Origin of the sequence: Propioniciclava sp., from assembly GCF_029977985.1 — a bacterium.
In the GTDB taxonomy this organism is placed as follows: domain Bacteria; phylum Actinomycetota; class Actinomycetes; order Propionibacteriales; family Propionibacteriaceae; genus Propioniciclava.
Map to the genome: position 1 here is coordinate 1 of NZ_JARKOT010000158.1, position 23,043 is coordinate 23,043.

21 protein-coding genes are annotated in these 23,043 nt (G+C 70.5%); 11 read left to right on the forward strand and 10 right to left on the reverse strand.

Translation table 11 applies throughout. The features are described 5' to 3' along the window. The 4 genes from Q1K57_RS09805 to zwf form a co-directional block, all read right to left on the reverse strand. The coding region (locus Q1K57_RS09805; RefSeq protein ID WP_300081707.1) for an Hsp70 family protein at window positions 1-282 on the reverse strand (282 nt) is incomplete at its 3' end. 435 nt (window positions 283-717) lie between these two features. Further along, a complete protein-coding gene (locus Q1K57_RS09810) occupies window positions 718-1,524 on the reverse strand; it encodes a hypothetical protein (RefSeq protein WP_300081710.1) in 807 nt (268 codons plus the stop codon). Between the two features lie 149 nt (window positions 1,525-1,673). Next, a complete protein-coding gene (locus Q1K57_RS09815) occupies window positions 1,674-1,964 on the reverse strand; it encodes a hypothetical protein (RefSeq protein ID WP_300081712.1) in 291 nt (96 codons plus the stop codon). A 525-nt stretch (window positions 1,965-2,489) separates the two neighbouring features. After that, entirely contained in the window at window positions 2,490-3,875 is a 1,386-nt protein-coding gene (gene zwf / locus Q1K57_RS09820; protein ID WP_300081715.1) for a glucose-6-phosphate dehydrogenase, read from the reverse strand. 206 nt (window positions 3,876-4,081) lie between these two features. Between zwf and Q1K57_RS09825 the strand changes: the two genes are divergently transcribed. Then, window positions 4,082-5,668, forward strand: coding sequence for an ATP-binding cassette domain-containing protein (locus Q1K57_RS09825; protein ID WP_300081718.1), 1,587 nt, complete (start codon window positions 4,082-4,084; stop codon window positions 5,666-5,668). Between the two features lie 14 nt (window positions 5,669-5,682). On the opposite strand, the gene Q1K57_RS09830 is transcribed toward Q1K57_RS09825, so the two are convergent. Then, window positions 5,683-6,840, reverse strand: a complete 1,158-nt coding sequence (locus Q1K57_RS09830; protein ID WP_300081720.1) for a DUF3048 domain-containing protein — start codon at window positions 6,838-6,840, stop codon at window positions 5,683-5,685. Window positions 6,841-6,982: 142 nt separating this feature from the next. On the opposite strand from Q1K57_RS09830, the gene Q1K57_RS09835 reads away from it, so the two are divergent. The 3 genes from Q1K57_RS09835 (at window position 6,983) to Q1K57_RS09845 (ending at window position 12,055) form a co-directional block, all read left to right on the forward strand. Next, complete coding sequence (locus Q1K57_RS09835; RefSeq protein ID WP_300081723.1) at window positions 6,983-9,073, forward strand: glycogen debranching N-terminal domain-containing protein; 2,091 nt, start codon at window positions 6,983-6,985, stop codon at window positions 9,071-9,073. 36 nt (window positions 9,074-9,109) lie between these two features. Continuing rightward, window positions 9,110-10,129, forward strand: a complete 1,020-nt coding sequence (locus tag Q1K57_RS09840; protein ID WP_300081726.1) for a glycosyltransferase family 4 protein — start codon at window positions 9,110-9,112, stop codon at window positions 10,127-10,129. A 108-nt stretch (window positions 10,130-10,237) separates the two neighbouring features. Further along, window positions 10,238-12,055 (forward strand): glycerophosphodiester phosphodiesterase family protein, encoded by a 1,818-nt coding sequence (locus Q1K57_RS09845; RefSeq protein ID WP_300081729.1) that lies wholly within the window; start codon window positions 10,238-10,240, stop codon window positions 12,053-12,055. A 153-nt stretch (window positions 12,056-12,208) separates the two neighbouring features. Here Q1K57_RS09845 and Q1K57_RS09850 read toward each other — a convergent pair whose 3' ends face one another. From Q1K57_RS09850 to Q1K57_RS09860, 3 genes are all read right to left on the reverse strand, one after another. Then, window positions 12,209-12,772: a DJ-1 family glyoxalase III gene (locus tag Q1K57_RS09850; RefSeq protein ID WP_300081732.1), complete on the reverse strand. Its 564-nt coding sequence runs from the start codon at window positions 12,770-12,772 to the stop codon at window positions 12,209-12,211. A gap of 116 nt (window positions 12,773-12,888) precedes the next feature. Then, complete coding sequence (locus tag Q1K57_RS09855; RefSeq protein ID WP_300081735.1) at window positions 12,889-14,208, reverse strand: threonine/serine exporter family protein; 1,320 nt, start codon at window positions 14,206-14,208, stop codon at window positions 12,889-12,891. A gap of 103 nt (window positions 14,209-14,311) precedes the next feature. Then, entirely contained in the window at window positions 14,312-14,758 is a 447-nt protein-coding gene (locus Q1K57_RS09860; protein WP_300081738.1) for a hypothetical protein, read from the reverse strand. A gap of 95 nt (window positions 14,759-14,853) precedes the next feature. On the opposite strand from Q1K57_RS09860, the gene Q1K57_RS09865 reads away from it, so the two are divergent. Next, entirely contained in the window at window positions 14,854-15,642 is a 789-nt protein-coding gene (locus Q1K57_RS09865; protein WP_300081740.1) for a MerR family transcriptional regulator, read from the forward strand. An 83-nt stretch (window positions 15,643-15,725) separates the two neighbouring features. Continuing rightward, window positions 15,726-17,054 (forward strand): YihY/virulence factor BrkB family protein, encoded by a 1,329-nt coding sequence (locus Q1K57_RS09870; RefSeq protein WP_300081743.1) that lies wholly within the window; start codon window positions 15,726-15,728, stop codon window positions 17,052-17,054. A gap of 289 nt (window positions 17,055-17,343) precedes the next feature. Here the strand turns inward: Q1K57_RS09870 and Q1K57_RS09875 are convergent, their stop codons facing one another. Further along, a complete protein-coding gene (locus Q1K57_RS09875) occupies window positions 17,344-17,928 on the reverse strand; it encodes a TetR family transcriptional regulator (protein WP_300081746.1) in 585 nt (194 codons plus the stop codon). Beyond that, the gene (locus tag Q1K57_RS09880; RefSeq protein WP_300081749.1) at window positions 17,925-18,524 is read right to left on the reverse strand and encodes a sugar O-acetyltransferase; all 600 of its coding nucleotides are present in this window, start codon (window positions 18,522-18,524) and stop codon (window positions 17,925-17,927) included. Before Q1K57_RS09880 ends, Q1K57_RS09875 begins: the two co-directional genes overlap by 4 nt. A gap of 37 nt (window positions 18,525-18,561) precedes the next feature. Here Q1K57_RS09880 and Q1K57_RS09885 point away from each other — a divergent pair, with 37 nt between their 5' ends. From Q1K57_RS09885 to Q1K57_RS09905, 5 genes are all read left to right on the forward strand, one after another. Further along, on the forward strand, window positions 18,562-19,365 hold the full coding sequence (locus Q1K57_RS09885) for a Cof-type HAD-IIB family hydrolase (RefSeq protein WP_300081752.1): 804 nt from the start codon (window positions 18,562-18,564) through the stop codon (window positions 19,363-19,365). Beyond that, on the forward strand, window positions 19,362-20,198 hold the full coding sequence (locus Q1K57_RS09890; RefSeq protein WP_300081755.1) for a Cof-type HAD-IIB family hydrolase: 837 nt from the start codon (window positions 19,362-19,364) through the stop codon (window positions 20,196-20,198). Before Q1K57_RS09885 ends, Q1K57_RS09890 begins: the two co-directional genes overlap by 4 nt. A 25-nt stretch (window positions 20,199-20,223) precedes the next feature. After that, the gene (locus tag Q1K57_RS09895; RefSeq protein ID WP_300081758.1) at window positions 20,224-21,057 is read left to right on the forward strand and encodes an HAD family hydrolase; all 834 of its coding nucleotides are present in this window, start codon (window positions 20,224-20,226) and stop codon (window positions 21,055-21,057) included. 69 nt (window positions 21,058-21,126) lie between these two features. Next, on the forward strand, window positions 21,127-21,939 hold the full coding sequence (locus Q1K57_RS09900) for a Cof-type HAD-IIB family hydrolase (protein WP_300081761.1): 813 nt from the start codon (window positions 21,127-21,129) through the stop codon (window positions 21,937-21,939). Next, window positions 21,939-23,024 (forward strand): NADH:flavin oxidoreductase/NADH oxidase, encoded by a 1,086-nt coding sequence (locus Q1K57_RS09905; RefSeq protein WP_300081764.1) that lies wholly within the window; start codon window positions 21,939-21,941, stop codon window positions 23,022-23,024. Before Q1K57_RS09900 ends, Q1K57_RS09905 begins: the two co-directional genes overlap by 1 nt. The last annotated feature ends 19 nt before the right edge of the window (window positions 23,025-23,043 follow it).

The window sequence follows — 23,043 nt, forward strand, 5'->3', positions numbered from 1 at the left end:
GCGCGCCGAGATCTCCTGCGGCGTGTACTTCTTGCCATCGATGTCGACGGACCAGTTCGTGCCCATGTGGCGCTTGACCGAGCGGATGGTGCGGTCGACGTTGGTGACGGCCTGGCGCTTCGCGACCTCGCCGACCAGCACCTCACCGGTCTTGGTGAACGCAACGACCGACGGCGTCGTGCGCGAGCCCTCGGCGTTGGGGATGACAGTGGGCTCGCCGCCCTCGAGGACGGCGACAACAGAGTTCGTGGTGCCGAGGTCGATACCGACTGCACGGGCCATGGTGGATTACCTCCGGTTGTTCGTGGGAACTTCGCGGTTGAGCCTAGCAGACTCACCTGCGAGGTTGAGTACACCAGACTCAACTCGGGGGGCGGTCCGGGTATTCCCTCCCGAGGCGGCGGACGCCGTCGGCGCCACCCCGACCGGGGCACTCCCCTGTGTGCGGGTGGGGTTGCTTCACGGCCTCCCCTCGGACTCCCCCGGGAGCATCCACGCCGGATAGGTGCAGATACGCCGCGCAGACGCGGCGTTCGTGTACCCAAGCGGCGTCCGGCGGACCCAACCGGCGTCTCTGCACCCCGGCGCCTCTGCGCCAAACCGGCGTCCGGGCAGGCCGAACCGGCGCCACTGCGCCCAACCGGCGCCTGATGGTCGTCCTCGCACCCGAGGACCACCGAGAGCGGCCTCAGCCGCTTCGTCCGGAGCCCGACCCCGTCACGTCCGGATCTTGACCTCGCCCACCCCGATGGGTTGCCGGTTGCCCTCAAGGACGTCGGTGTCGGCGTGGGCGAGCCATTCGACGACGGTCGCCGGATCGCCCTGCTGCGACTGGAGAATTGCCGACGCGAACTGACCGCGATCGCCGTCCAGCTTGTACTGCGGGCCATAGGACCCGCCGACAGCTCGCCGCGTCTCGCGGTACTGCTGCATGGTGCTCTCGGAGAACGAGACATCCACCGTGCTCCCCGCCGGAATGGGACGGCCGTAGAGGGAGGACAGCTGACCCGCCTGCACGGGGTCCAGGTTGTGGAAGGTGTACGTGTAGGTCCCCTCGGAGTTGGGGACGCCGGGGACCGAACTCTCCCGGTACGTCAGGGAGGCCTTGTCGGAGTACTGCTGAACGTAGTCCTGCTCCCAGGACCCGTCGGGATGGGACACGTAGGTCTCGCTCCCGTGCATCAGCCGGTTGGCGGCGTCCACGGACGCGTCCACGGACAGGAGCGAAGCCTCGGCGTGGAAGCCCGCGGCGGTGTCGTACGCGAACGTGGTCACCTGGGCGACCTCGTTCACGAAGGAGGCGCCGGTGTCCGGCACCTGCCCCAGCAGAACGAAGCCGTTGTAGGCATCGCGGCCGGCGGCCGTCGACGTGTCGATCGTCATCGTGGCCAAGCGCGCGTGCTCCATGGACGAGTCGCGGCCGAAACTGACGCTGAGGTCCGTGGTGCCGAAGCCGAGGCCGGACGACGTGGCGCTGGTCTGCCCGTCGCCGACGCTCACGCGCACCTGACCGTCGTCGAGCACCTCGAGGACCGTCCGGTGGAAGCTGCCCTCGGTGATGGCATCCCGCGCATACAGGAATCCGAAGGACGCCTCGCGCTCGCTCAGGTTCTCCGCACCGACATCCAGAGAGACGCGCGTGCCCGGGGGAAGATTCTGGGGCTCCAGGGGATTCAGGCGGTCACGTCGACTCCGCCCAGATCGGCGTCAGCCGGGACGACGAGCTCGAAGGCTCGGTAGGAGCTGGACCGGTCGGTGCCGGCGATTCCGGTGCCGATGACCTTGTCGGAGCCCAAGCTGGCCTCGGTCTCGAGGAACATCTGGGCCCGGCCCGTCACGGTGATCGTTCCGTCCGCGTTGCGGAGCGATCCGGTCACCTCCACGCCCGCCTCCAACGAGATCTCCGCGGTCACCAGCCCGCCCTTCGTCGACGCGTCGCCGGCCAGTTCCTTGCTGAGGGTCAAACGTCACGTTCTGGTCGGAGTCCACCGTCGTCCCGTCGACGGTGATGGACGCCGACCCGCTGCTGCAGTCGGAGTCTGCTTCGGTCCAGGTGCGGGCCATGGCGGACGCGCTCCCCGCCTTCGGCTCCGCAGTGACGGCGGGCGCACCGCCGAGCGCGCCCCCGCTGTCGGAGGCGGCCTGCTGTTCGTCGGCCTCTGCGCGCAGCGCCTTGGCGGTGACACGGAGGGCGTCCCGACTGCACTCCAGTTGTGGGCCGAGCTTGGTGCGCCACCGGGCGCGGAATCGACCCGAGTCGGGCCCCGGCCAAGGCGAGGAGCGCAGGCCGGAACCGTTCGCGTCGAGGGCACCCTGCAGCGTTCCGGCGCCCTTCTCGAGCGCTTGGGCCAAGCTGCGCACCTGCGCCACGTCCATGCCGACCATCGTCATGAGTCGAAGCTACGGCGGCACCGGCGATCGAGGGAATGGGGAGCGGTCCCAGCCGTTTCCCGCGGGGCTGGCGGCTGCGGCGGGGGCGAGCCGACGGATCAGCGGGTCGTGACGTCGTACCAGCCGTCGGCGCCCGGCAGCGCCTCGGCGTCCGTGGGACCCCACGTGCGCTTGTAGTACGGCACCGGGCGCTCGCCGGGATCGAGAATGGGGTCGACGATGCGCCACTCCTCGTTGATCGTGTCCTCGCGGGCGAACCGGTGGCGTTCGCCGCTCATCGCATCGTCGATGAGCCGCTCGTACGCCTCGCGCCGTTCGCCGAGCGCCTGCTCGAAGTCGACGTTGAGTTCCACCTCGCGCGTCACGGTCCGCGCCCCGGGGACCTTCGCCTGCACCGCGAGCGTCACCCCGTCGGCGTGGCCGAGGCGGAAGTGGAACCGGTTGGCGTTCGGCACCATCGCGTCGGCGCCCGCGAACAGCATGCGCGGTGGGCGCCGCAGCACCACCACCGCCTCGGTCGCGGCTCCCGGCATGTACTTGCCCGCCCGCAGGTAGAACGGCACGCCGGCCCAGCGCCACGAGTCGATCGTCAGCTGGGTGGCGACGAATGTCTCGGTCTGGGACGCCTCGCGCACCCCTTGCTCGTCGAGGTAGCCGACGTACTGGCCGAGCACGGTCGTGGCCGGATCGAGCGGCAGGCACTGGCGCAGAACCTTGACCTCCTCGTCGCGGTAGGCGTCGGCGTCGTCGGAGATCGGCGGCTCCATGGTGAGCAGGGCCACCGTCTGGAGGAGGTGGTTCTGCAGCACGTCGCGCACCGTGCCAACGTTGTCGAAGAACCCTGCCCGCCCCTCGGTGCCGAAACCTTCGGCGAGGGTCACCTGCACGCTTTCCACGTAGCGGCGGTTCCAGAGCGGCTCGAGGAACGAGTTCGCGAACCGGAAGGCCAGCAGCCCCTCCACGGCCTCCTTGCCGAGGTAGTGGTCGATGCGGAAGATGTTGCTCTGGTCGAAGGCGTCCGACAGCAGCGCGTTCAGCTCGCGGGCGCTGGCGAGGTCGCGCCCGAACGGCTTCTCCACGACGAGCCGGCTGCGCGCGGCCAGGCCCGCCTCCTGCAGGCCGCCGATGACGGCCGGGAAGATGTCCGGCGGGATGGCCAGGTAGATGACCGGCGTCTGCGCGTCGGCGAGCTTCTCGGCGAGGTGGGCGTGGGTGGCGGGATCGCCGTAGTCGCCGGACACGTACGTCAGGCACTCCAGCAACCCCGACAGGACGCCCTCGTCCACGCCTTTGACGACCTCACGCACCGAGTCGGCAGCCCGCTGCCGCAGGGTCGTGTCGTCCCAGTCGGACCGCGCCACGCCGATCACCGGCACGCCCAAATGGCCGCGTGAAGCCAGCTTGTACAGCGCAGGGAACAGCTTCTTGCGCGCCAGATCGCCCGTCGCCCCGAAAAAGACAACCGCATCGCTCCGTTGGGTCATGTTCCACCTCCGGGGGGCGACGCTACCGCTTCGCACGCCCACTTGCTGCGCCTGGGGCGTCCGGCCTAGCCTGTCAGGGTCCCATTGCCGACGAAGGGCTCCGAAGTGACGGATCTGGTGCGCCGCTGACCCCGCGCCACCTCAACGCCGTCCGGTTCGCCGGGCAGGGCCTCGGTGTGCGCATCGCCACGACCACCAGGAGCCCCATGCCCGCCCCATCGCTCGTCCTCGACGACCTCACGTTCGCGTTCGACCCGCACGACGCCCCGCTGCTCGACGGCCTGAACGCCACCTTCCCCACCGGCCGCACCGGCATCGTGGGCCGCAACGGCATCGGCAAGTCGACCCTGTTGCGCCTCGTCAGCGGCAAATTGCGGCCCACGCGAGGGAGCGTGACGGCCACCGGCGCCGTCGCCCACCTGCGCCAGGACCTGCTGCGCCGCCCGGGGACGCGCGTCGCCGAACTGCTCGGCATCGCAGACACGCTGGCGGCGCTGGCCCGCATCGAGGCCGGGTCGGTGGACGCGGCCGACTTCGATGCCGTCGGCAACGACTGGGACGCCGCAGCGCGCGCCACCGCGCTCCTCGCCCGCCGGGTGCCCAGCCTCGACCCCGACGGGGCGCTCACGCGCCGCGTGGGCAGCCTGTCGGGCGGCGAACTGATGCTCGTCGCGCTCGTGGGGTTGGAGCTGTCGCGGGCACCGATCGCGGTTCTCGACGAGCCGACCAACAACCTGGACGCCGCAGCGCGCGCCCGGCTGTACGGTGCGGTCGAGGAGTGGCCGCGGACGCTCATCGTGGTGAGCCACGACGTAGAACTGTTGCGCCGCATGGACGCCATCGCCGAGCTGCGCGCGGGTGCGCTGCGCGTGTTCGGAGGCAACTACGACCTCTACACCGAGCAGGTCGCAGCAGAAGCGGAGGCGGCGGCACGAGGCGTCCGAGCCGCGGAGGGCGCCCTCCGCGCCGAACAGCGACAACGAGATCAGGTGCAGACCGCCATGGCCCGCCGGGCGCGGGCCAACGCGGCCAGCCACCGGCGGGTCGCCGGCGGGCCGCGCCTGTCGGACCCCACCGGCAAGGCGGCGGCCGAAGGCCGGCGGGCGGCGGAGAACAAGCGGGCAGCCGAGAAGGTCGCCCGGGCGAGGGAACGGCTCCTGTCGGCGGAGGAGGCGGTGCGGGACGACGACAGCATCAGGATCGATCTCGTCGACCCAGGGACGGCACGCGGCCGGCGCCTCGCCGAACTGGTCGCGGGTGAGCGCGTGGTCCACGTGACGGGTGGGCGGCGCGTGGCGCTCGCCGGGGACAACGGGGTGGGGAAGACGACGCTCTTGCGGGCGGTGCTGGCCGGCGACGGCGGTCGCGGACGGCTGTTCACCCGGCGCTACGCGTACCTCGACCAGCACCTCGCCCTCGACGACGACGCGTCGGTGCTCGATGTCGTGCGCGCCGCCGCCCCCGGGGTGCCCCCCGGCGAGATCAGGAACCGGCTGGCCCGCTTCCTGGTGCGCGGGGCGATGGTCGACCAGCGGGTGGGCACCGTGTCCGGCGGCGAACGGTTCCGGGTGGCGCTCGCCGCCGCCCTGCTCGCCGATCCGCCGCCCGAACTGCTCATCCTGGACGAGCCGACCAACAACCTCGACCTCCCCAGCGTGGGACAGCTCGTCGCTGCGCTCCGCTCCTACCGCGGCGCGCTGCTCGTCGTGAGCCACGACGCGCACCTGTTGGCCGCCCTCGACCTCGACGAGACGGTCCGGCTCACGGCCGAGGGTGAGCTGGTGGCCGAGTAGGCGGGCGGAGCGCGTCAGGAGCAGGCGATGTTGGCCTCCAGGCCGGGCAGTTCGACGAACGTGCGCCCCGGAGCGACATGCAGCGGGCTGCCGTCGGCCAGTGTGAACCCGAACGGTTGCTCGACGCCGCCCTTGGTCCAGGTGCCGCTGACGGCGCGGCCGCCATGACAGTAGATGAAGGTGCCCGAGGCGTCCGTGATCAGGTGCATCGGCTCAGCGCCCCCCTCCCCGGCGGTGAGCTTCACCCGGTCCTGCCCGGCCTTGACGACGAGGATGTTGTCGGTGGTGACGCGCGAGCCATCCTCGAGGACGTGCTCGCCCCACGGCATGCTGCGGCGGTAGAGCCCGGCGCTGGCGTCGTAGTCGTAGGTCATCGCATAGCTGTCGCCTCGCTTCCACGGCACGACAACGTGGTTCGCGGGCGATCCGGCGTCGGTGCTGGGGGCGTCCTCGCTCGTGGCCCACGGCAGGTAGACCTGGGGTGGGCCTTCGGCGAAGCGTCCGGCGACCCGGCCGAGCACCGCCGGGTGGCACATGACCGCCCGGTCGAAGTAGGTCTTGCCGCGAACCGTCCGCACCCGGCTCTGGTCGATGGAGTACGCACCCGTGCCCTTCGTGGCGAGGTAGGTGTGCGCGGCGTCGACCACCGCCTGATGTTCGCCCAGGTAGCGCTCCACCCAGCCTGCCGCCCCGGTGCTGCCGATGACCGCGTGGATCGGCGCCAGCAGCGCCACGTCCACCGGCCGCAGCGAGCGCACGGCGCCCACCGCGTCCGGCATCCGCGAGTGGAACACCGGCACGAGCCGCGTGCTGCTGTCGCCGGCGGCGTCCAGGTAGCCGTCCAGCTCGACGAAGACGAGATCGGCGTCGTTGATGCCGAGCTGTGGGTGCTCGACCTTCGTGTCGGGCACCTTGACGGCCACCGCGGCGTGAGCGGCCGCCGCGGGATCGTCGAGCAGGGCACCGGTCAGGGGCCAGCGGGGCCGGGAGTCGACGACCGGTGTCAGGGTCGAGATCGGCGTCGGCGTAGGTGTGGGCGTCGGGACGGCCGAGGGCGACGGCGTGGACACCTCCCCCGGCGCCGTGCAGCCGGCCACGAGGACCCCGACCAGCCCCAGCAGCACCCCGCGGCGGCTCACGTCGGCGGACCCAAGGTCGACCCATTCGCGCATGGCAACTCCTCCCCACACTCATCTATCTGACGCACGAGGGCGACGGGAAGTTGCCACGCCGGTTGCTCTCTCGGACGCCGCCGCGAGCCGCGGTTCGGCGCGGCTTTCGACACGGCCACCGGACTCGCACATACTGGCCCGCATGTCCGGTTGGAACGCCGACAACGCGGCGAGCAGCGACCCCGGGGAGGTCACGATCCTCGAGGGGTCGTCGTTCTGCGTCTCCGGGCCGGTGGGGAACATCAACCCCGGCGGCGCCCACGGCTGGTTCCTGCACGACACGCGCATGCTCGCGCACTGGAGCCTGCTCGTCGGCGGCGACCACGTGGAACGCCTCGACGCCTACACCCCCGAATCGCAGCGCGCCGTTTTCGTCGGGCGCGTCGCCCACATGCTCGGCCGCGAGGGCACCCTCATCGTCGAGCGGGACCGCACGGTGGACAACGAACTACGCGAAGTCGTCACCGTGCGCAACTACTCCCCGGTCGAGGAGAGCTGCACGCTCGCCCTGTCGGTGGGCACCGACTTCGCCGACCTCTTCGACGTCAAGGCTGGCCGCGAGGGCTTCTTCCCCGACGTGCGGCGCACCGAGCGCGGCGACCGGATCGTCCTCTCGAGCACCGAGGCCGGCCCGTCGGCCCGGGTCGTGGTCGCGTGCCCCGGCGCCTCCGTCCGCGGGGACGCTCTCGTCATCACCCTCACGATGCCGCCGAAAGGGTCGGCGTCCGCCACGTTCGTCGCCGCACCGACCGGCGCCGCCGGTGATGTCGACCTCACCCCGCCCCCTGCCCACACCCCCGACGCGTCCGAGCGGAGCACCCACTGGCTGCGGTCCCTGCCCACCGTGACCGCCGAGGACGAGGACGTCGAAGACCTCCTCCGCACGAGCGCCCGCGACCTCGACTCGCTGCGCATGACGGGCGTCGGCGAACCCGGACGCGTCGTCCTCGCCGCCGGCGCCCCCTGGTTCATGGCGCTGTTCGGACGAGACTCGCTGCTCGCCAGCTACATGGCGCTCGCGGCGGACCGGACGCTGGCGCTCGGCGTCCTGCGCACGCTCGCCGAGCACCAGGGCAGCCGCGTCGTCGACACCACCGACGAGGAACCCGGCCGTATCCTCCACGAGATCCGCCGCGGCAGGGCGGCGTCCGCTGCGCTCGGCGGCGCCGGCGTCTACTACGGCAGCGCCGACGCGACGCCGCTGTTCGTCAACGTCATGGGTGAACTGCACCGCTGGGGCGTCCTCGCCGGGGACGACCTGGCGCGCCTCCTCCCCCACGCCGACCGTGCCCTCGCCTGGACCACCGGCCACGGCGACCGCGACGGCGACGGCTTCGTCGAGTACGCACGGCGCAGCGAACACGGCCTGCTCCACCAGGGCTGGAAGGACTCGACCGACGCCCTCAGCTTCGCCGACGGCACCCCCGCCACCGGCCCGATCGCCCTCGCCGAGGTGCAGGGCTACACCTATCGCGCCTGGCGCGACCGCGCCGAGATGGCCCGCGCGGTCGGCGACGACACGCGCGCCGCCGAGTGCGACGACCGCGCCGACGTGCTGCGCGAACGCTTCAACCGGGCCTTCTGGCTCCCCGACGACGGCTGGTTCGCCCTCGCCCTCGACGGGGACAAACGCCCCGTCGATGCGCTGGCGTCCAACATGGGCCACTGCCTGTGGAGCGGCATCGTCGACGACACGCTCGCCCCCGCGGTCGCCGCCCGCCTGGTCTCGCCCGAACTCTTCTCCGGCTGGGGCGTGCGCACGCTCGCCGTCGGCATGGGCGCCTACAACCCCGTCAGCTACCACAACGGGTCGGTGTGGCCACACGACAACGCCCTCATCGTCGATGGCCTCCTTCGCTACGGTTTCGTCGCCGAGGCGCAGCGGGTCGCCGAGGGCATGCTGGACGCCGCCGCCCACTTCCGCGGCCGGCTGCCCGAGCTGTTCTGCGGCTTCGACCGGCAGGAACACCCTCAGCCGATCGCCTACCCGACGTCGTGTGCGCCCCAGGCGTGGGCCGCGGCCAGCGCCTTCCATCTGCTGCGCGTCCTGCTGCGGTTCGCCCCCGACATTCCGCAGCGGACCTACCGGTTGGCGCCCGTCCTCCCCGAGCGGCTCGGTGCCGTGCGGGTCGAGGGACTGCGCCTGGGCGGCGGCGTCCTGACGTTCAGCGCCCGGGAGACCGACCTCGTCCTCGAACGGACGCCGCCCTCACTACGCCGGAAAGCGACGTAGGCTCGAACCCAGTCACTGGAGACCGGGAGGAAGATCATGCGCATCGGACTCATCGCACCCCCGTGGGTCCCTGTCCCTCCGCCCGCCTACGGCGGCACCGAGGAGGTCGTCGACCTGCTCGCCCGCGGCCTCGTCGCCGCCGGCCATGAGGTGCTGCTGGGGGCGGCGTCCGACTCGACCTGTCCGGTGCCGCTGGTGCCCGGGACGGCGGCCTCCGACACCGAGGCGCTCAACGAGTCGACCTCGCAGTTGGCTCACGTGGTGGTGAGCTACGACGGCATGGGCGGGGTCGACCTCGTGCACGACCACACCGTCGTCGGGCCGCTGTACCGCGGCCGGCCGCCCGACGTGCCCGTCGTCATCACGAACCATGGGCCGTTCACGGGCGACACGCTGACGCTGTTCCGGGCGATGAGCCGCGACACGGCGATCGTGGCCATCTCGGCCGACCATGCGAGCCACGCGAACGGCGTCCCGATCACGCGCGTGATCCACCACGGTCTCGACGTGGCGCGCGTGCCGGTCGGGAGCGGTCGCGGCGGGTATGCCGCCATGCTGGCCCGGATGAGCCCGACCAAAGGCGTGGTCGAGGCCCTGCAGATCGCGCGCGCGGCCGGTGTGCCGTTGCGGATCGCCGCCCGGCTGGCTGAGCCCGGCGAGATCGCCTACTTCGAGTCCGAGGTGAAACCCCTGTTGACGAGCGAGCACACCTACATCGGCGAGGTATCCGCCGCGGAGAAGTACGCGCTGCTCGGCGAGGCCTTCGCGCTGCTGAACCCGATCCAGTGGTCGGAGCCGTTCGGGCTGGCGATGATCGAGTCCCTCGCCTCGGGAACGCCGGTGATGGCCACCCCGCGCGGCGCAGCGCCCGAGATCGTGCGGCACGGGGAGACGGGCTTCCTGGGCCCGGTCGAGGAGCTGGCCGCGCAGTTGGTGGCGGCCGCCTCGCTGGACCGGGCGCGGTGCCGTGCCGACGTCGAGGAGCGGTTCAGCGCGCAGCGCATGGTCGCCGACCATATCGCGCTCTACGAGGATCTCCTCGCCCGCCACCGCTGACGCCGCGAGGCCCAGGCGGTTGCGCCGAGAGCCCCGGTGAGTTCGCGCCGAGCCCCCGCGCGCCGAGACCGGGCCGCACCTGCGGCGTCCGATGGTAGAAACGCACTGATGCGCCACGCCCTCGCCACCTTCTTCCGTGGCCTGCCCGAGTACGTCACGTACGAGGCGGCCACGCGGGCGTTCGTCGTCCTGGTGCTCATGCCGATGGGGGCGTTCACGACGGCGCTGCTCGTGTCCGGGCGTGCGGGCGGGGCGGTGACGAATGCGACGATCTGGCCCTTCCTGGCCTCGTGGCAAGGGGTGACGTTCGTGTTGCTGGCGGTGGCGTTGCTGGCGTGGCTCGTGGTGGTCGAGCTGGGCGGAGCCATCGTGATCGCGGCCCGCCGCCGCGCCGGGCAGCCACCGGCGCGGTACCTGTCGGTGGTGGGCCACAACCTGCGCCGGGCCCCGAACCTCCTCAGTGCGGGCGGGCCGCTGGTGCTGCTCTACGTGGCGGTCGTCGCACCCCTGACGGGCGCGGGCTTCACGCCGACGATGTTCGCGGGCGTCGGGGTGCCGATGTTCGTGATGTCGGTCATCGCGGCCACACCCGCGCTGTTGGCGGCGTACGTCGGTGTGATCGCTGCCCTGTCCCTCGTCGCCCTGACGATGATTTACACCGTGCCCCTCATCATCCTCGGCAACCTGCGGGCCTGGCCGGCGATCGTGGCCAGCGTGCAGCTGGTGCTGCGGCGTCCGGGCGTGCTCTGGAGGCGCTACCTGTGGCCGCTCGTGGGGGCGGTGGCGCTCGCCGGAGCGATTGCGACCCTGTGGTTCCTCGGGGTCGCGCTCGCCCTCGAACTGGGCGTCGATCAGCCTTGGCAGGGGCCGCTGCTGGTGTTCCTGCTCGGGATCCAGCAGACGGTGACCTTGCTGTTCTCCCTCGTCGCTCTGCCCTATCAGGCCCACTGTCTGGTGGACGCCTACCACACTGCCCTGCCCGGCACCGGACCCCTGGCCCACCTCGCCGAGGGTGAGCTCGAGGTGGCGTCGCGGCGTCCGGATTCGCTCGTCACCCGAGCCCTCACCCAGCCCGGACGACTCGCGCTCGGCCTGGTCGGTGCGTATGCCCTGGCGTTGGGAGCCATCTCCGTGCCGGGGTACGCGGTGCTGGGCGAAGTTGTGGGCGAACTCACCGAGCCCGAGGTGATCGCCCATCGCGCAGGCGGGAACGGCGCGCCGGAGAATTCTCTCGCCGGGTTGGAGTACGCCATCGAGCAGCGGGCCGATCGTGTCGAGATCGACGTGCAGCGAACCGCCGACGGCGCCTACGTCCTCAACCACGACGACACGTTCGCGCGTGTGGCGGGCGAACCGAGGGCGTCCGGCCAGCTGACGCTGGCGGAGGTGAAAGCGCTGACGATCGCGGGCAGCGGAGCGCGCGTGCCGACGCTCGAGGAGTTCCTGACCGCCGCGAAGGGACGCATGCCGGTGCTGATCGAGCTCAAGGGAGCGACGGCCGACCAGCGGATGGGTGACGACGTCGTGGCCATCGTCGACCGGCTCGGGATGCGTGGGTCGGTCACCCTGATGTCGCTCAACTACCCGCTCGTTCAGTACATCGAGGGCACCTACCCGGCGATGACCACCGGTTTCGCCTACTTCTGGTCCATCGGGGACGTGAGCCTGCTCACTGCGGACGTGATCATGCTCGAAGAAGGTGAGGCCACCCCCGATCGCGTCCTCGCCATCACCGCGGCCGGCAAGCAGGCCTACGTGTGGACGGTCAACGACCCCGAAACGGTCGTCACCGTCGCCGAAGCGGGGGCGTCCGGTGTCATCACCGACACCATCCCGGAAGCGCGCAGCGTCCTGGACCGCCGCGAGGACATGACCCCGGTCGACCTGTTGGCGCATCTCCTCGGATTCGGCACGCCCGAGCACTGACCCGTCGGGTGCGGTGTCCTGCACCGCCCCCTGTCGGCGGGGTCTGCTCGGGTCGCGGTGTTCCGATGCGGCCAAGTTCACACTCAGCGAGCCTCGAGTCGGGCGCTCACGCTCAGCGGAGCGGTTGTGGCTTCGCTGAGCGTGAATCCAGCCTCATTCCGGGGCCGAGCCGCCCGCCACGAGGGTGTAGAGCATGCGCTGCCGGAGCGTCGCGGCGTCTTTGCCCAGTGCGTCGAGGAGCGCGTAGGCGAATGCCAGCGCCGTGCCCGGCCCGCGACTGGTGACGAGGCGGCCGTCGACCACCACGACGTCTTCGGCGAACTCACCGTTGTCGATCTGGTCCTCGTACCCCGGGTAGCACGTGTACGTGCGGCCGGCGAGGACGCCGGCGCGTCCGAGCGCGATCGGCGCGGCGCACATGGCCGCGACGAGGCCCCCCGCCGCGTCCATCTCCTGGAGGGCCGCGATGACGGCGTCGTTGTCGCGCAGGGCGACGGCGCCGGGGTGTCCGCCGGGGAGGATGATGGCGTCGTAGGGGTCCGTCGTGCCGAGCCGGGCATCGGCCCGGACGACGATGCCGTGGTCGCCCGTCACCTCGTCGCGGCCATTGGTGGCGAGCATGTCCACCCCCACGCCGCCGCGGCGCAGCACGTCGACGATCGTGATCGCCTCGATCTCTTCGAAACCGTCCGCCAGCAGGACTGCCGCTTTGGTCATGGATCCTCCCCTCGTTGGGCCCCGTGGGCCGTGCACGTTTCTGACATAGCTGTTGTGACCTATGAAATCGTGGCACGTGTCACGATTCCCTATGTCACAAACGTGACCACCCCCGATCAGCCCGCCCTCCGGCGCAGTTCGCGCTGAGCTCGGGTGCCGGGCATGGCGGTCCAGGTGGGCCGGGCGGTGATCCACGCCGGGTCGGTGACCATGCGCGCCAACGCGAGTCCTGCGGCCAGCGCGACCACGATGCCCACGGCCGTCATCCCGTTGACGAGGGTGCTCATGGCATTGCCGTTGATGAGGCCCACCATGGCCCGGTAGGTGCTCGCGCCGGGGATCATGATGAGCACCGCGGGCACGCTCAGGGTGATGCGCGGGGCGAGGATCCGCTGGTTGACCGAGCCGGCCAGCAGGCCGACCAGGGTCGTGGCCAAAGCCGCCATGAGCAGGTTGTTCGCCCCCAGGTCGAGGGCGGTGAGGCGCACCACGTTCGCGATGGTGCCGATCCCCGCGGCGGTCAGCGCGACCCGCAGCGGCGTGTTGAACGTGAGAGCGAACCCGACGACGCCGGCGAAGCTCGCCACCAGCCGCAGCAGGAACAGCACCGTCTCGTCAATCTTGGGGGGCGACATGATCGATACGGGCAGCCCGAACGCCCACGCGATGCTCCACGCGCCGAGGGAGGCAGCCAGGGTGATCATGAGGGTGAACATGAGCCGCGACACCCCCGACGTGAAGTCGAAGCGCGCCAGGTCGAGAGCGGCCGTGATGAGGGGGAAGCCCGGCACCAGGAACAGGATCGCCGACGTGAACGCCGCCACGTGCACCGTCGCGAGCCCGCTCGGCAGCAGCCAGCCGAGCAGGTTGGCGAGCAGCATGAACACGAGGCAGGCGGTGAAGGACGCCGCCGCGACGGTCCCCAGCTGGTTCAGCCGGAACCTGCCGAGCGTCACCTGCAGGTACTTCCCGCACGCGGCGGCGAGGGCAGCCGCGAGGCATTCGGTCCAGCGGCCGTTGTTGAGGAACGCGAACGCACCGCAGGCGAGCGCCGCCGCGCCGACGATGACGAGCCTGGGATAGAGCGCGCGGCGGGCGACGACCGCCTTCAACCGCGCCTGCAGTTCGGCCGCGGTGAGGCCGGGCTGCACCTGCAGCGAGAGGCGCATGAGTTCCTCGAGGCGGTCGGCGTCCACGTGGGGCACGGGCACCTCGACGACCTGTGTGCGGAACGTGCCGTGGGCGCGCGTCGTGGCGACGATCTCGTTGATGCTCACCTGCGCCTCGAGCTGCTCGATGCCGAGCGCGGCCGCGACGCGTCCCATGGCGAGCTTGACCCGGTACGAGCCAGTGCCCGACGTGAGCATGAGCGCCCCCATGCGACACACCGCGTCGGACTTCTCGGCCAGGATCTCAGCCGGTGTCAGTTCGGCCATGACCGAACTCAATCACTCCCGGAGGCCGCAGGTGCGGCTTCTCACCCGGCGGGGCGAGGAGAGGCTCGACGGGCCGGACCGGCAAGGATCGCCCCGGCCGCCATCAGCCGACGGCCTTCTTGACGAGCTTGCGCAGCTCGGCCTCGGTGGCCTTGGTCATCGCCGTGAGCGCGTAAGCCGTGGGCCAGAAGGAACCGTCGTCGAGGGCCGCGCCGTCGTTGAAGCCCACGGTGTGGTAACGCACCTTGAACTTGCTCGCCGGTTGGACGAACACGATCACCGCACCGTCTCGTGCCCAGGCGGGCATGCCGTACCACGTCTTCGGGTCGAGCTCAGGCGCCTCCTCGGCGACGATGTCGGCGACCTTCTGGGCGATGACCCGCTCGTCGTCGGGCAGCTCGGCGATCTTGTCCTTGAGGTCCTGGGCCTCCTTCTCCTTCTTCGCCGCCCCCTTGGTGCCCCGTGTGGACTTGAGTTCCGCGGCGCGTTCCTTCATCGCCGCGCGCTCCTCCGCGGTGAAGCTTGCGTCGTCGCTCTTCTTCGTGGCCATGGTTCAGCGTGGGCCGGGCGGGCGGCGTCCGTCAATGATCGACCAACCGAAGACACACTTGACCCTGACACGGTGTCAAGCGGGAGAACTGTCTCATGTTGATCTCGGACTTCGCTCGACTCGGGCAGGTGTCGGTGCGGATGCTGCGCCACTACGACGCGATCGGGCTGCTCGTGCCCGAACGCGTCGACCCGTGGAACGGCTACCGCTCCTACGCACCCGAGCAGCTGCATGCCCTCAACCGCATCGTCGCGCTCAAGGATCTCGGCTTCACGCTCGAGCAGGTGGCCCACCTGCTCGACGACGTCGCCGATGCCGAGCTGCGCGGCATGCTGCGCCTCCGCAGGGCGCAACTGGAGGACGAGGCACGCGCCGTCGGCACCCGGCTGGCGGCGGTCGAATCGAGGCTGAGGATGATCGAGAAGGAGAAGCAAACCATGCCCGACTATGTGATCAAGACTGTCCCCGCCGTGCGGCTCGTCGCCCGGCGCGCCACGGTCGACCCCGCCGCGATCGGAACGTTCGTGGGTCCCACGTTCGACGCGATCGCGCGCGAGATCGGCCACGTCAGCGGTGCGCTGGCGACTCCCATCGCCACCTACGCGGAAACCGAGGAGGGCATGAGCATCGTCGTCGGCTACGCCACGAACGTCGAAGCGCAGGCGGGCACCGAGATCGTCGACCTGCCCCAGCAGAGCGCCGTCTGCGGCGTCCACCTGGGGCCGATGGCGACGATCCACGAGTCCTGGCAGGCGCTGCACCGCTGGATCGTCGAGAACGGGTACACCTTCGACGGGCCGTGCCGCGAGCTCTACGTGCGTGCCGAGTCGACGGACCAGGCGGACTGGGTGACCGAACTGCAGCAGCCGATCCGGCAGGCGTGACCTGACACGCCCCGGGGTGGGGCGCAACGGATCGCAGAAGGGCTAGATTGTGGGGGCAAGGTGCTCCGACAAGGAAGAATGCCATGACGATCGACGACGCGCCCCACCCTGAGGACCCACGCAAGCCTGATTCCCCCACCGACATCAAGCCACCCAACTGGAAGTTCGTCCTGAAGAACACGCTGCGCGAGTTCAATGACGACGGCCTCTCGGACGCCGCGGCCGGGCTCACCTACTTCACGGTGCTCTCGCTCTTCCCCGGCATCATCGCGCTCGTGTCGATCCTCAGCCTGGTCGGCCAGAGCGGCGAGCTGATCCGCAACCTCGTGCTCGATCTGCGCGACCAGGGCGCCATTCCGGCGTCCGCGATCGACACGATCGATCCCGTCATCCAGGCGTTGACCGACACCCCCGCACCGGGGTTCGGCCTTGTCGTCGGCCTGTTGACGGCGCTGTGGTCGGCGTCGAACTACGTGAAGGCGTTCAGCCGGGCGTCCAACCGCATCTACGAGGTGCCCGAAGGGCGCGGGCCGGTGAAGTTCAACCTGACCATGTTCGGCCTGACGGCCGTGATGCTGCTCCTCATCGCCGTGGCGCTGGTGGGCGTGACGGTCTCGGGGCCGCTGCTCGAGTCGATCGGCAACGTCTTCGGGCTCGGCGAGGTGGCCGTCACGGTGTTCGCGTGGGCGAAGTGGCCGATCATCGCTGCGATCGTCGTGCTGGTCGTGGCGTTGTTGTACTGGGCGGCGCCCAACGTGAAGCAGCCCAAGATCCGCTGGATCAGTGTGGGCGCGCTGGTGGCCATCGTCGCGTCCGTGATCGCCTCCGCGGCTTTCGGGTTCTACGTCGCCAACTTCGGCAGCTACGACGCCACCTACGGCACGCTGGCCGGCATCATCATCTTCTTGTTCTGGATCAACATCATCAACATGGTGTTGCTGTTCGGCGCCGAACTCGACGCCGAACTCGAGCGCGGCCGGCAGCTCCAGGGCGGCATCAAGGCCGAGGAGGAGATCCAGTTGCCGCTCCGCGACGACAAGGGGGCTCTCAAGAAGCAGGAGAAGCAGGCCCAGGCCGTGGCCGAGGCCCGCGAGGTGCGCCTGTCGTCGGGCAACTCGTCGGACGCGTCGGCGTCCGACATGGAGGCGGCCAAGGCCGAGGTAGGCGAGCCCGCGCCCACGGGCACGGGCACCGACAAGGTGAACGCCGACGATGCGTCCGGCGGGGCGTCGGGTGGGGCTGAGGCCGATGGCGAGGTCGAAGAGAAGGTGTCGGACGCCGACCGTGCGGCGGCAGCCAAGGCCGACCGCGAACGCGCCGAGGCCGTCGGCTCCGCCGAGGACACCATCACCGTCGCCGAGGATTCCCGCAACCGACCCCGCCAGCCCAAGGATCACTACCCGGACCTGTGAGACGGTCCAGCCTGCGCGGTCCGGGTGGACGGGCCGGGCCGGCCGGGTGGGCGGTCACGTTTCTGACATAGGGTTTCTTGGCACGTGCCACGATTCCCTATGTCAGAAAACCTATGTCAGCCAGCGACACCCCCGAGGGTATTCCCGCAGGAATCTGACCTCGTGTTTCTGACATAGCGTTTCTTGGCACGTGCGACGCTTTCCTATGTCAGAAACGTGAGACCCCCCGCCCAACCAACGCCGGCACGACAGCACTGCCCCCACCGGCAGCCCAGCGCCGCGAAGTCCGCTAATCCGCCGACAGCAGGGCTATGGCGCGGGCCACATCGGCACCCTCGCCGGACCCGTCGTCCAGCAACCGGTGCAGCGCCAGGCCTTCGATGAGCGCATCCAGGATGCGCGCGGTGGCGGGATCGAAATGGCGCTCCAGGGCCGCCCGGCTGCGCGCCATCCACGCATGGGTGACGGCCTTGTACCGCTCGTCGCGGGCAGCCAGGGCGTACAGCTCGGTCATCAGCACGACCTCCCGGTCGTCGATCAGGACGCCCCCCAGGACGTGCCGCTCGATCGCCGCCCGTGCCTCCTCGGGCGACGCCGCCCGCGCCATCGCCGCGTCGAGCCGTTCGCTCGCGCGTCGCGCGAACTTCTCGAAGGCCGCCATGAGCAGGGCGTCGCGACCGGCGAAGTGGTACGTCATGGATCCGAGCGGCACGTCGGCGGCCGCCGCGACTTTCCGGTGCGACAGCCCGTCGACGCCCTCGGCGACGATGACGTCGAGGCACGCCTCGATGATCCGTTCCGAACGCATCGGGTCGCGCCGCCGCGGCCGCACCGCGCTCGTGGCGCCCACGGCGCTCGCACCCACCGCGCTCACGCGGATGCCTCGAGATGCCGGATGATCCGCGCCGGGTTGCCCACGGCGACGACGTTGGCCGGCAGGTCCTTCGTGACGACCGATCCGGCGCCGACCACCGTGTTGTCCCCGATCGTCACGCCGGGGCACACGGTGACGCCGCCGCCGAGCCACACGTTGTCGCCCAGCGTGATGGGCTCGGCGGCTTCCCAGCCGTCGCGTCGCAGCACGGGGTCGAGCGGGTGGGTGGGCGTCAACAGCTGGCAGTTGGGCCCGATCTGGCAATGCTCCCCGATGGTGATCCGGGCGACGTCGAGCGCTGTCAGCCCGTTGTTGATGAACGTGTGTGCGCCGATGTGGATGTTCTCGCCGAAGTCCACCCAGAAGGGCGCCCGCACGTACACGTCCTCCCCCACGGACCCCATGATCTGCGCCAGGATCGGCCGGGCCGCCTCCATCCCGTGCATGAGCTTCGTCTGTGCGTAGCGCTCGATCAGGCGGTTCGCCCGCGCCGAGATCTCCGCGCTCTCCGGGTCCGCCCCCCGGTACAGGTCTCCGGCCAGCATCCGCTCCCGCATCGGCCGCGGATCGTTCATCAGTTCTTCCATCGTTGGCATGTAGACAGCTTACACGATTATATGTACGCTCGTACACATGGAGGACCTGCAGAGCACCATCCGCCTCGTCGCCGTCGACATGGACGGCACCTTCCTGCACCACGACGACACCTACGACCGCGCCCGGTTCGCGCGCCTCCGCACCCAGATGGACGCCGCCGGAGTCCGCTTCGTCGTCGCCTCGGGCAACCAGTACGAGCAGATCAGCAGCTTCTTCCCCTACCGCGACGAACTCAGCTTCGTCGGCGACAATGGCGCGTACGTCGTCGAGCAGGGCACGCCCCTCTTCGCGGCGCAGATCGAGCCTGCGGTCGTCCACGCCGTGGTCGACCTCCTCGACGCCCACGGCGTCCCCTACCTCGCCTCCGCCCCCGGCCGCGCCTATGTTCCCGACGCCGCGCCGCAGCACTTCTACGACACCATCGCCCGCTACTACCACTCGTTGCAGCGCATCGGCTCGGTCCACGACGTGGCCGATCGCATCTTCAAGTTCGCCCTTCACGACGAGCGCGGCCTTCCCGACGGCCTCGACGCCCTCATCGCGGACGCCGCCGGCGCCGGCGTGGTGCCCGTCACCTCGGGTCACGGCTCGATGGATCTGGGCGCCCCCGGGGTGCACAAGGCGTCCGGGCTCGAGATCCTCATGGACCGCTGGGGCATCGACTGGAGCCAGACCGCCACGTTCGGCGACTCCTTCAACGACCTGCAGATGCTCAAGCGCGCCCGGTTCTCCGTCGCGATGGCCAACGCCGCCGAGGAGTTGAAGCAGATCGCCCGCTTCACCACGGACTCCAACGACGCCGACGGCGTCCTCAACCAACTGGAACAGTGGTTCGCATGAAGAAGGCGATCATCCTCGACGTCGACGGCACCCTCGTCGACTACGACCTCAAGCTGAGCGGATCGACGCTCGTCGCGATCGACCGTGCCCGCAAGGCCGGCCACGAGGTCTACCTCTGCACCGGCCGCAGCAAGGCCGAGACGTTCGCCGCCCTCTACGGGCTGCCCGTCGACGGCTACATCGGCGGCAAGGGCGCCTACATCGAGGTGCGCGAGGTGCCGATCTACCACCACCCGCTCACCGAGGCCGAGTGCGCGAGCGCCCTCGCCTGGCTGCACGCGCACGACCTCCCCTACTTCCTCGAGACCAACGAGGGCCTGTTCGCCAACCAGCGCTTCCTCGACGTGTCGCCGGTCATCGCCGCGCGCTTCGTCGGGGGCACCGCCACCCAGATGGCCGCCGGACGGAAGGCGTTCCCCGCGCTGCATCCCGGTGACGGCAGGCCGCGGGCGGGCGTCAACAAGATCAGCTGGGTCATCCAATCGCCCACCCAGCGCGCGGAGGCGGCGTCCGCCCTCCCGACGCTCCAGCACGGCTGGTGGGGCGGCCGCGACCACGCCGAACTCTGCGGCGAGATCGGCCCCGCCGGCATCTCGAAGGCGTCCGGCGTCGGCGTCCTGCTCGCCTATCTCGGCCTGCAACGATCGGACGCCGTCGGCTTCGGCGATTCGGCGGGCGAGATCCCGATGCTGCAGGCCTGCGGCACGGCCGTGGCCATGGGCAACGCGAGCGCCGACGTGAAGGCGATGGCCGACTTCGTCACCCGCGATGTGGACGCAGACGGCCTCCGCCTCGCCTTCGACCACCTGGGCCTGCTCGACCCAGGGATTTGACCACACACCCAAGGAAGGGAAACCCATGACCGGCAAGAAGATCATCCTCCTCGACGTCGACGGCACGCTCGTCGACTACCACGGCCAGCTGCCCGCCTCGGCCGCCGACGCGGTCAAGCGGGCCATCGCGAACGGCCACGAGGTGTTCATGTGCACCGGCCGCGCCCGGGCCGAGGTGCAGCAGGAGCTGTGGGATCTCGGTCTCGACGGCCTCATCGGCGGCAACGGCAACTACATCGAACACCACGGCGAGGCCGTGCTGCACAACTCCTTGTCGGAGGAGGACTGCCGGGCCATCGTCGACTGGTGCCACGAGCGCGGCCACGAGTTCTACCTCGAGGCCAACGCCGGCCTGTTCGCATCGGAGAACTTCCGCGAGGCCGCCCGGCCCGTCATGACGATCTACGCCGCCCGCAAGGGCAAGCCCGCCCCGGCGGCGGGCGAGACCGGCTTCCACGGCATGGTCTACGGTCAACCGCTCGTCCGCGACGACGTGATGAAGATCAGCTACATCCTCGACTCCATCGAGGATCACGAGGCCGCCAAGAAGGCGTTCCCCAACCTGCAGCACGGCACGTGGGGCGGCCGCGGCGCCGAGGCGCTGTTCGGCGACATCGGCGTCTACGGCATCACCAAGGCCCACGCCGTGGAGGCACTGCTCGAACACCTCGGCGCCGACAAGGCCGACGCCATCGCCTTCGGTGACGCGACCGTCGACATCCCGATGTTCGAGGCGTCCGGGTATGCGGTGGCCATGGGCGACGCCAGCCAGGACGTCAAGGACGCCGCCGACCACATCACCACCGACGTGGAGGAAGACGGCATCGCCAACGCGTTCAAGCACCTCGGCCTGATCTGAGCCCCCGACAGCCCTGGACGAGGTGTCGAGGGAGTGGGCACCCCCACCCAGCGTTGATACGCTTCAGTCATGACGGCGAGGCGACCTGACATCCGGATGGTCGCGGTCGACATGGACTGCACCTTCCTGCGCGACGACCACAGCTACGACCGCCCGCGCTTCGAGCGGCTCCGGGCACAGATGGACGCCGCGGGCGTCCGCTTCGTGGTCGCGAGCGGCACCCATGTGGAGCGCCTGCGCAACTCGTTCGACCACCCGGACGAGCTCGCGTTCGTCGCCGACAACGGCGCCCACGTGATCGACCGGGGCGAGGAGGTGTACGTCGCCCACCTTCCCGACGCCGACGCCGCCCGCATCATCGATGCGTTCGAGGCCCACCCCGATCTCGCGATCCTCGGCTCCGGACCCGAGCGCGTCTACGTGACGCCGTCGGTGAGCGACGACCACTTCGCGATGCTGCGGGTCGTGATGCCGAACGCGCGCCGCGTGGACTCCCTCCACGAGGTGCGCGGCCAGGTCAACAAGTTCGCCGCCTTGGACCCGAACGGCCTCTCGGAAGCCCTCGCCCCGAGTCTGCTCGAAGCCCTCGGCGGCCTCGTCGTCCCGGTCACGAGCGGCCACCTCTCGATGGATTTCATCCTTCCCGGCGTGCACAAGGCGTCGGGCCTGCTGCGCCTCATGGACCGCTGGGGCCTCGAGCGCGCCCAGGTGGCCGCCTTCGGCGATTCGGCCAACGACATCGAGATGCTGCAGCTCGCCGGCCACGGCTTTGCGATGCTGAACGCCACCCCGGAAGTGAAGGACGCCGCCGACGCCGTCGTCGCCTCCAACAACGACGACGGTGTGCTCGAGCAGCTGAGCATCTGGTTCGGGGAGGACTGATGTCGCACCTGTTCACGCCCTACCCCCTGCGCGGTGTCACGGTGCCCAACCGCGTCTGGATGTCACCGATGTGCATGTATTCGGCGCCCGCCACCGGGGAGCACGTCGGCCGGCCGACCGATTTCCACCTCGCCCACTACACCGCTCGCGCCCTCGGCGGCGTCGGCCTCGTGATGCTGGAGGCCACGGCCGTCCGCCCCGAAGGCCGCATCTCCGCCTGGGATCTGGGCCTGTGGTCCGACGACCAGATTCCCGCGTTCGCGCGCGTCGCCGCGTCCGTGAAGGCGGCCGGGGCAGTCATCGGCGTCCAGTTGGCCCACGCGGGCCGCAAGGCCTCCACGACGCAGGCGTGGAACGGTTCGGCCGCGCTCGAGGGCGACCTCGCCTGGCAGACCGTCGCCCCCTCGCCCATCGCCTTCCCCGGCCTGCCGGCGCCGCACGAGCTCACGATCGGTGAGATCGCGCAGGTCGTCCAGGCGTTCGCGGACGCCGCTGGCCGCGCCCTCGCTGCTGGTTTCGACGTGGTCGAGATCCACGCGGCCCACGGCTACCTGCTCAACGAGTTCCTCTCCCCCGCGGCCAACCACCGCACCGACGGCTACGGCGGCAGCCTCGAGAACCGGTCCCGGATCGTGCTCGAGGTCATCGACGCGGTGCGGCGCGTCTGGCCCTCCGACAAGCCGGTTTTCCTCCGCATCTCCACGACCGACTGGATCATGGAGGACCCCGACACGGACGCCTCCGGCTGGGGTCTCGACGATTCGATCCAGCTCGCCCGGTGGGCGCACGAGCGTGGCGTCGATCTGATCGATGCCAGCAGCGGCGGCGTCCTCCCGGTGCCCATCCCGCACACGGTCGACTACCAGACCGCCCTCGCCGCGCGTCTGCGCGCCGAGTCGGGCGTGCCTGTGGCCGCGGTCGGCCGCATCACCGAGCCCGAGCAGGCCGAGCAACTCCTCGCCTCCGGTGGCGCCGACGCGGTCTTCCTCGCGCGGGCCCTGTTGCGCGACCTGTCGTGGGCCAACAACGCCGCAGCGTCCCTCGGCGAGCCCCGCCGGCTGATCCTGCCCTACGGCCGCGGCTGACGCCCGAGTTCAGCGCTCG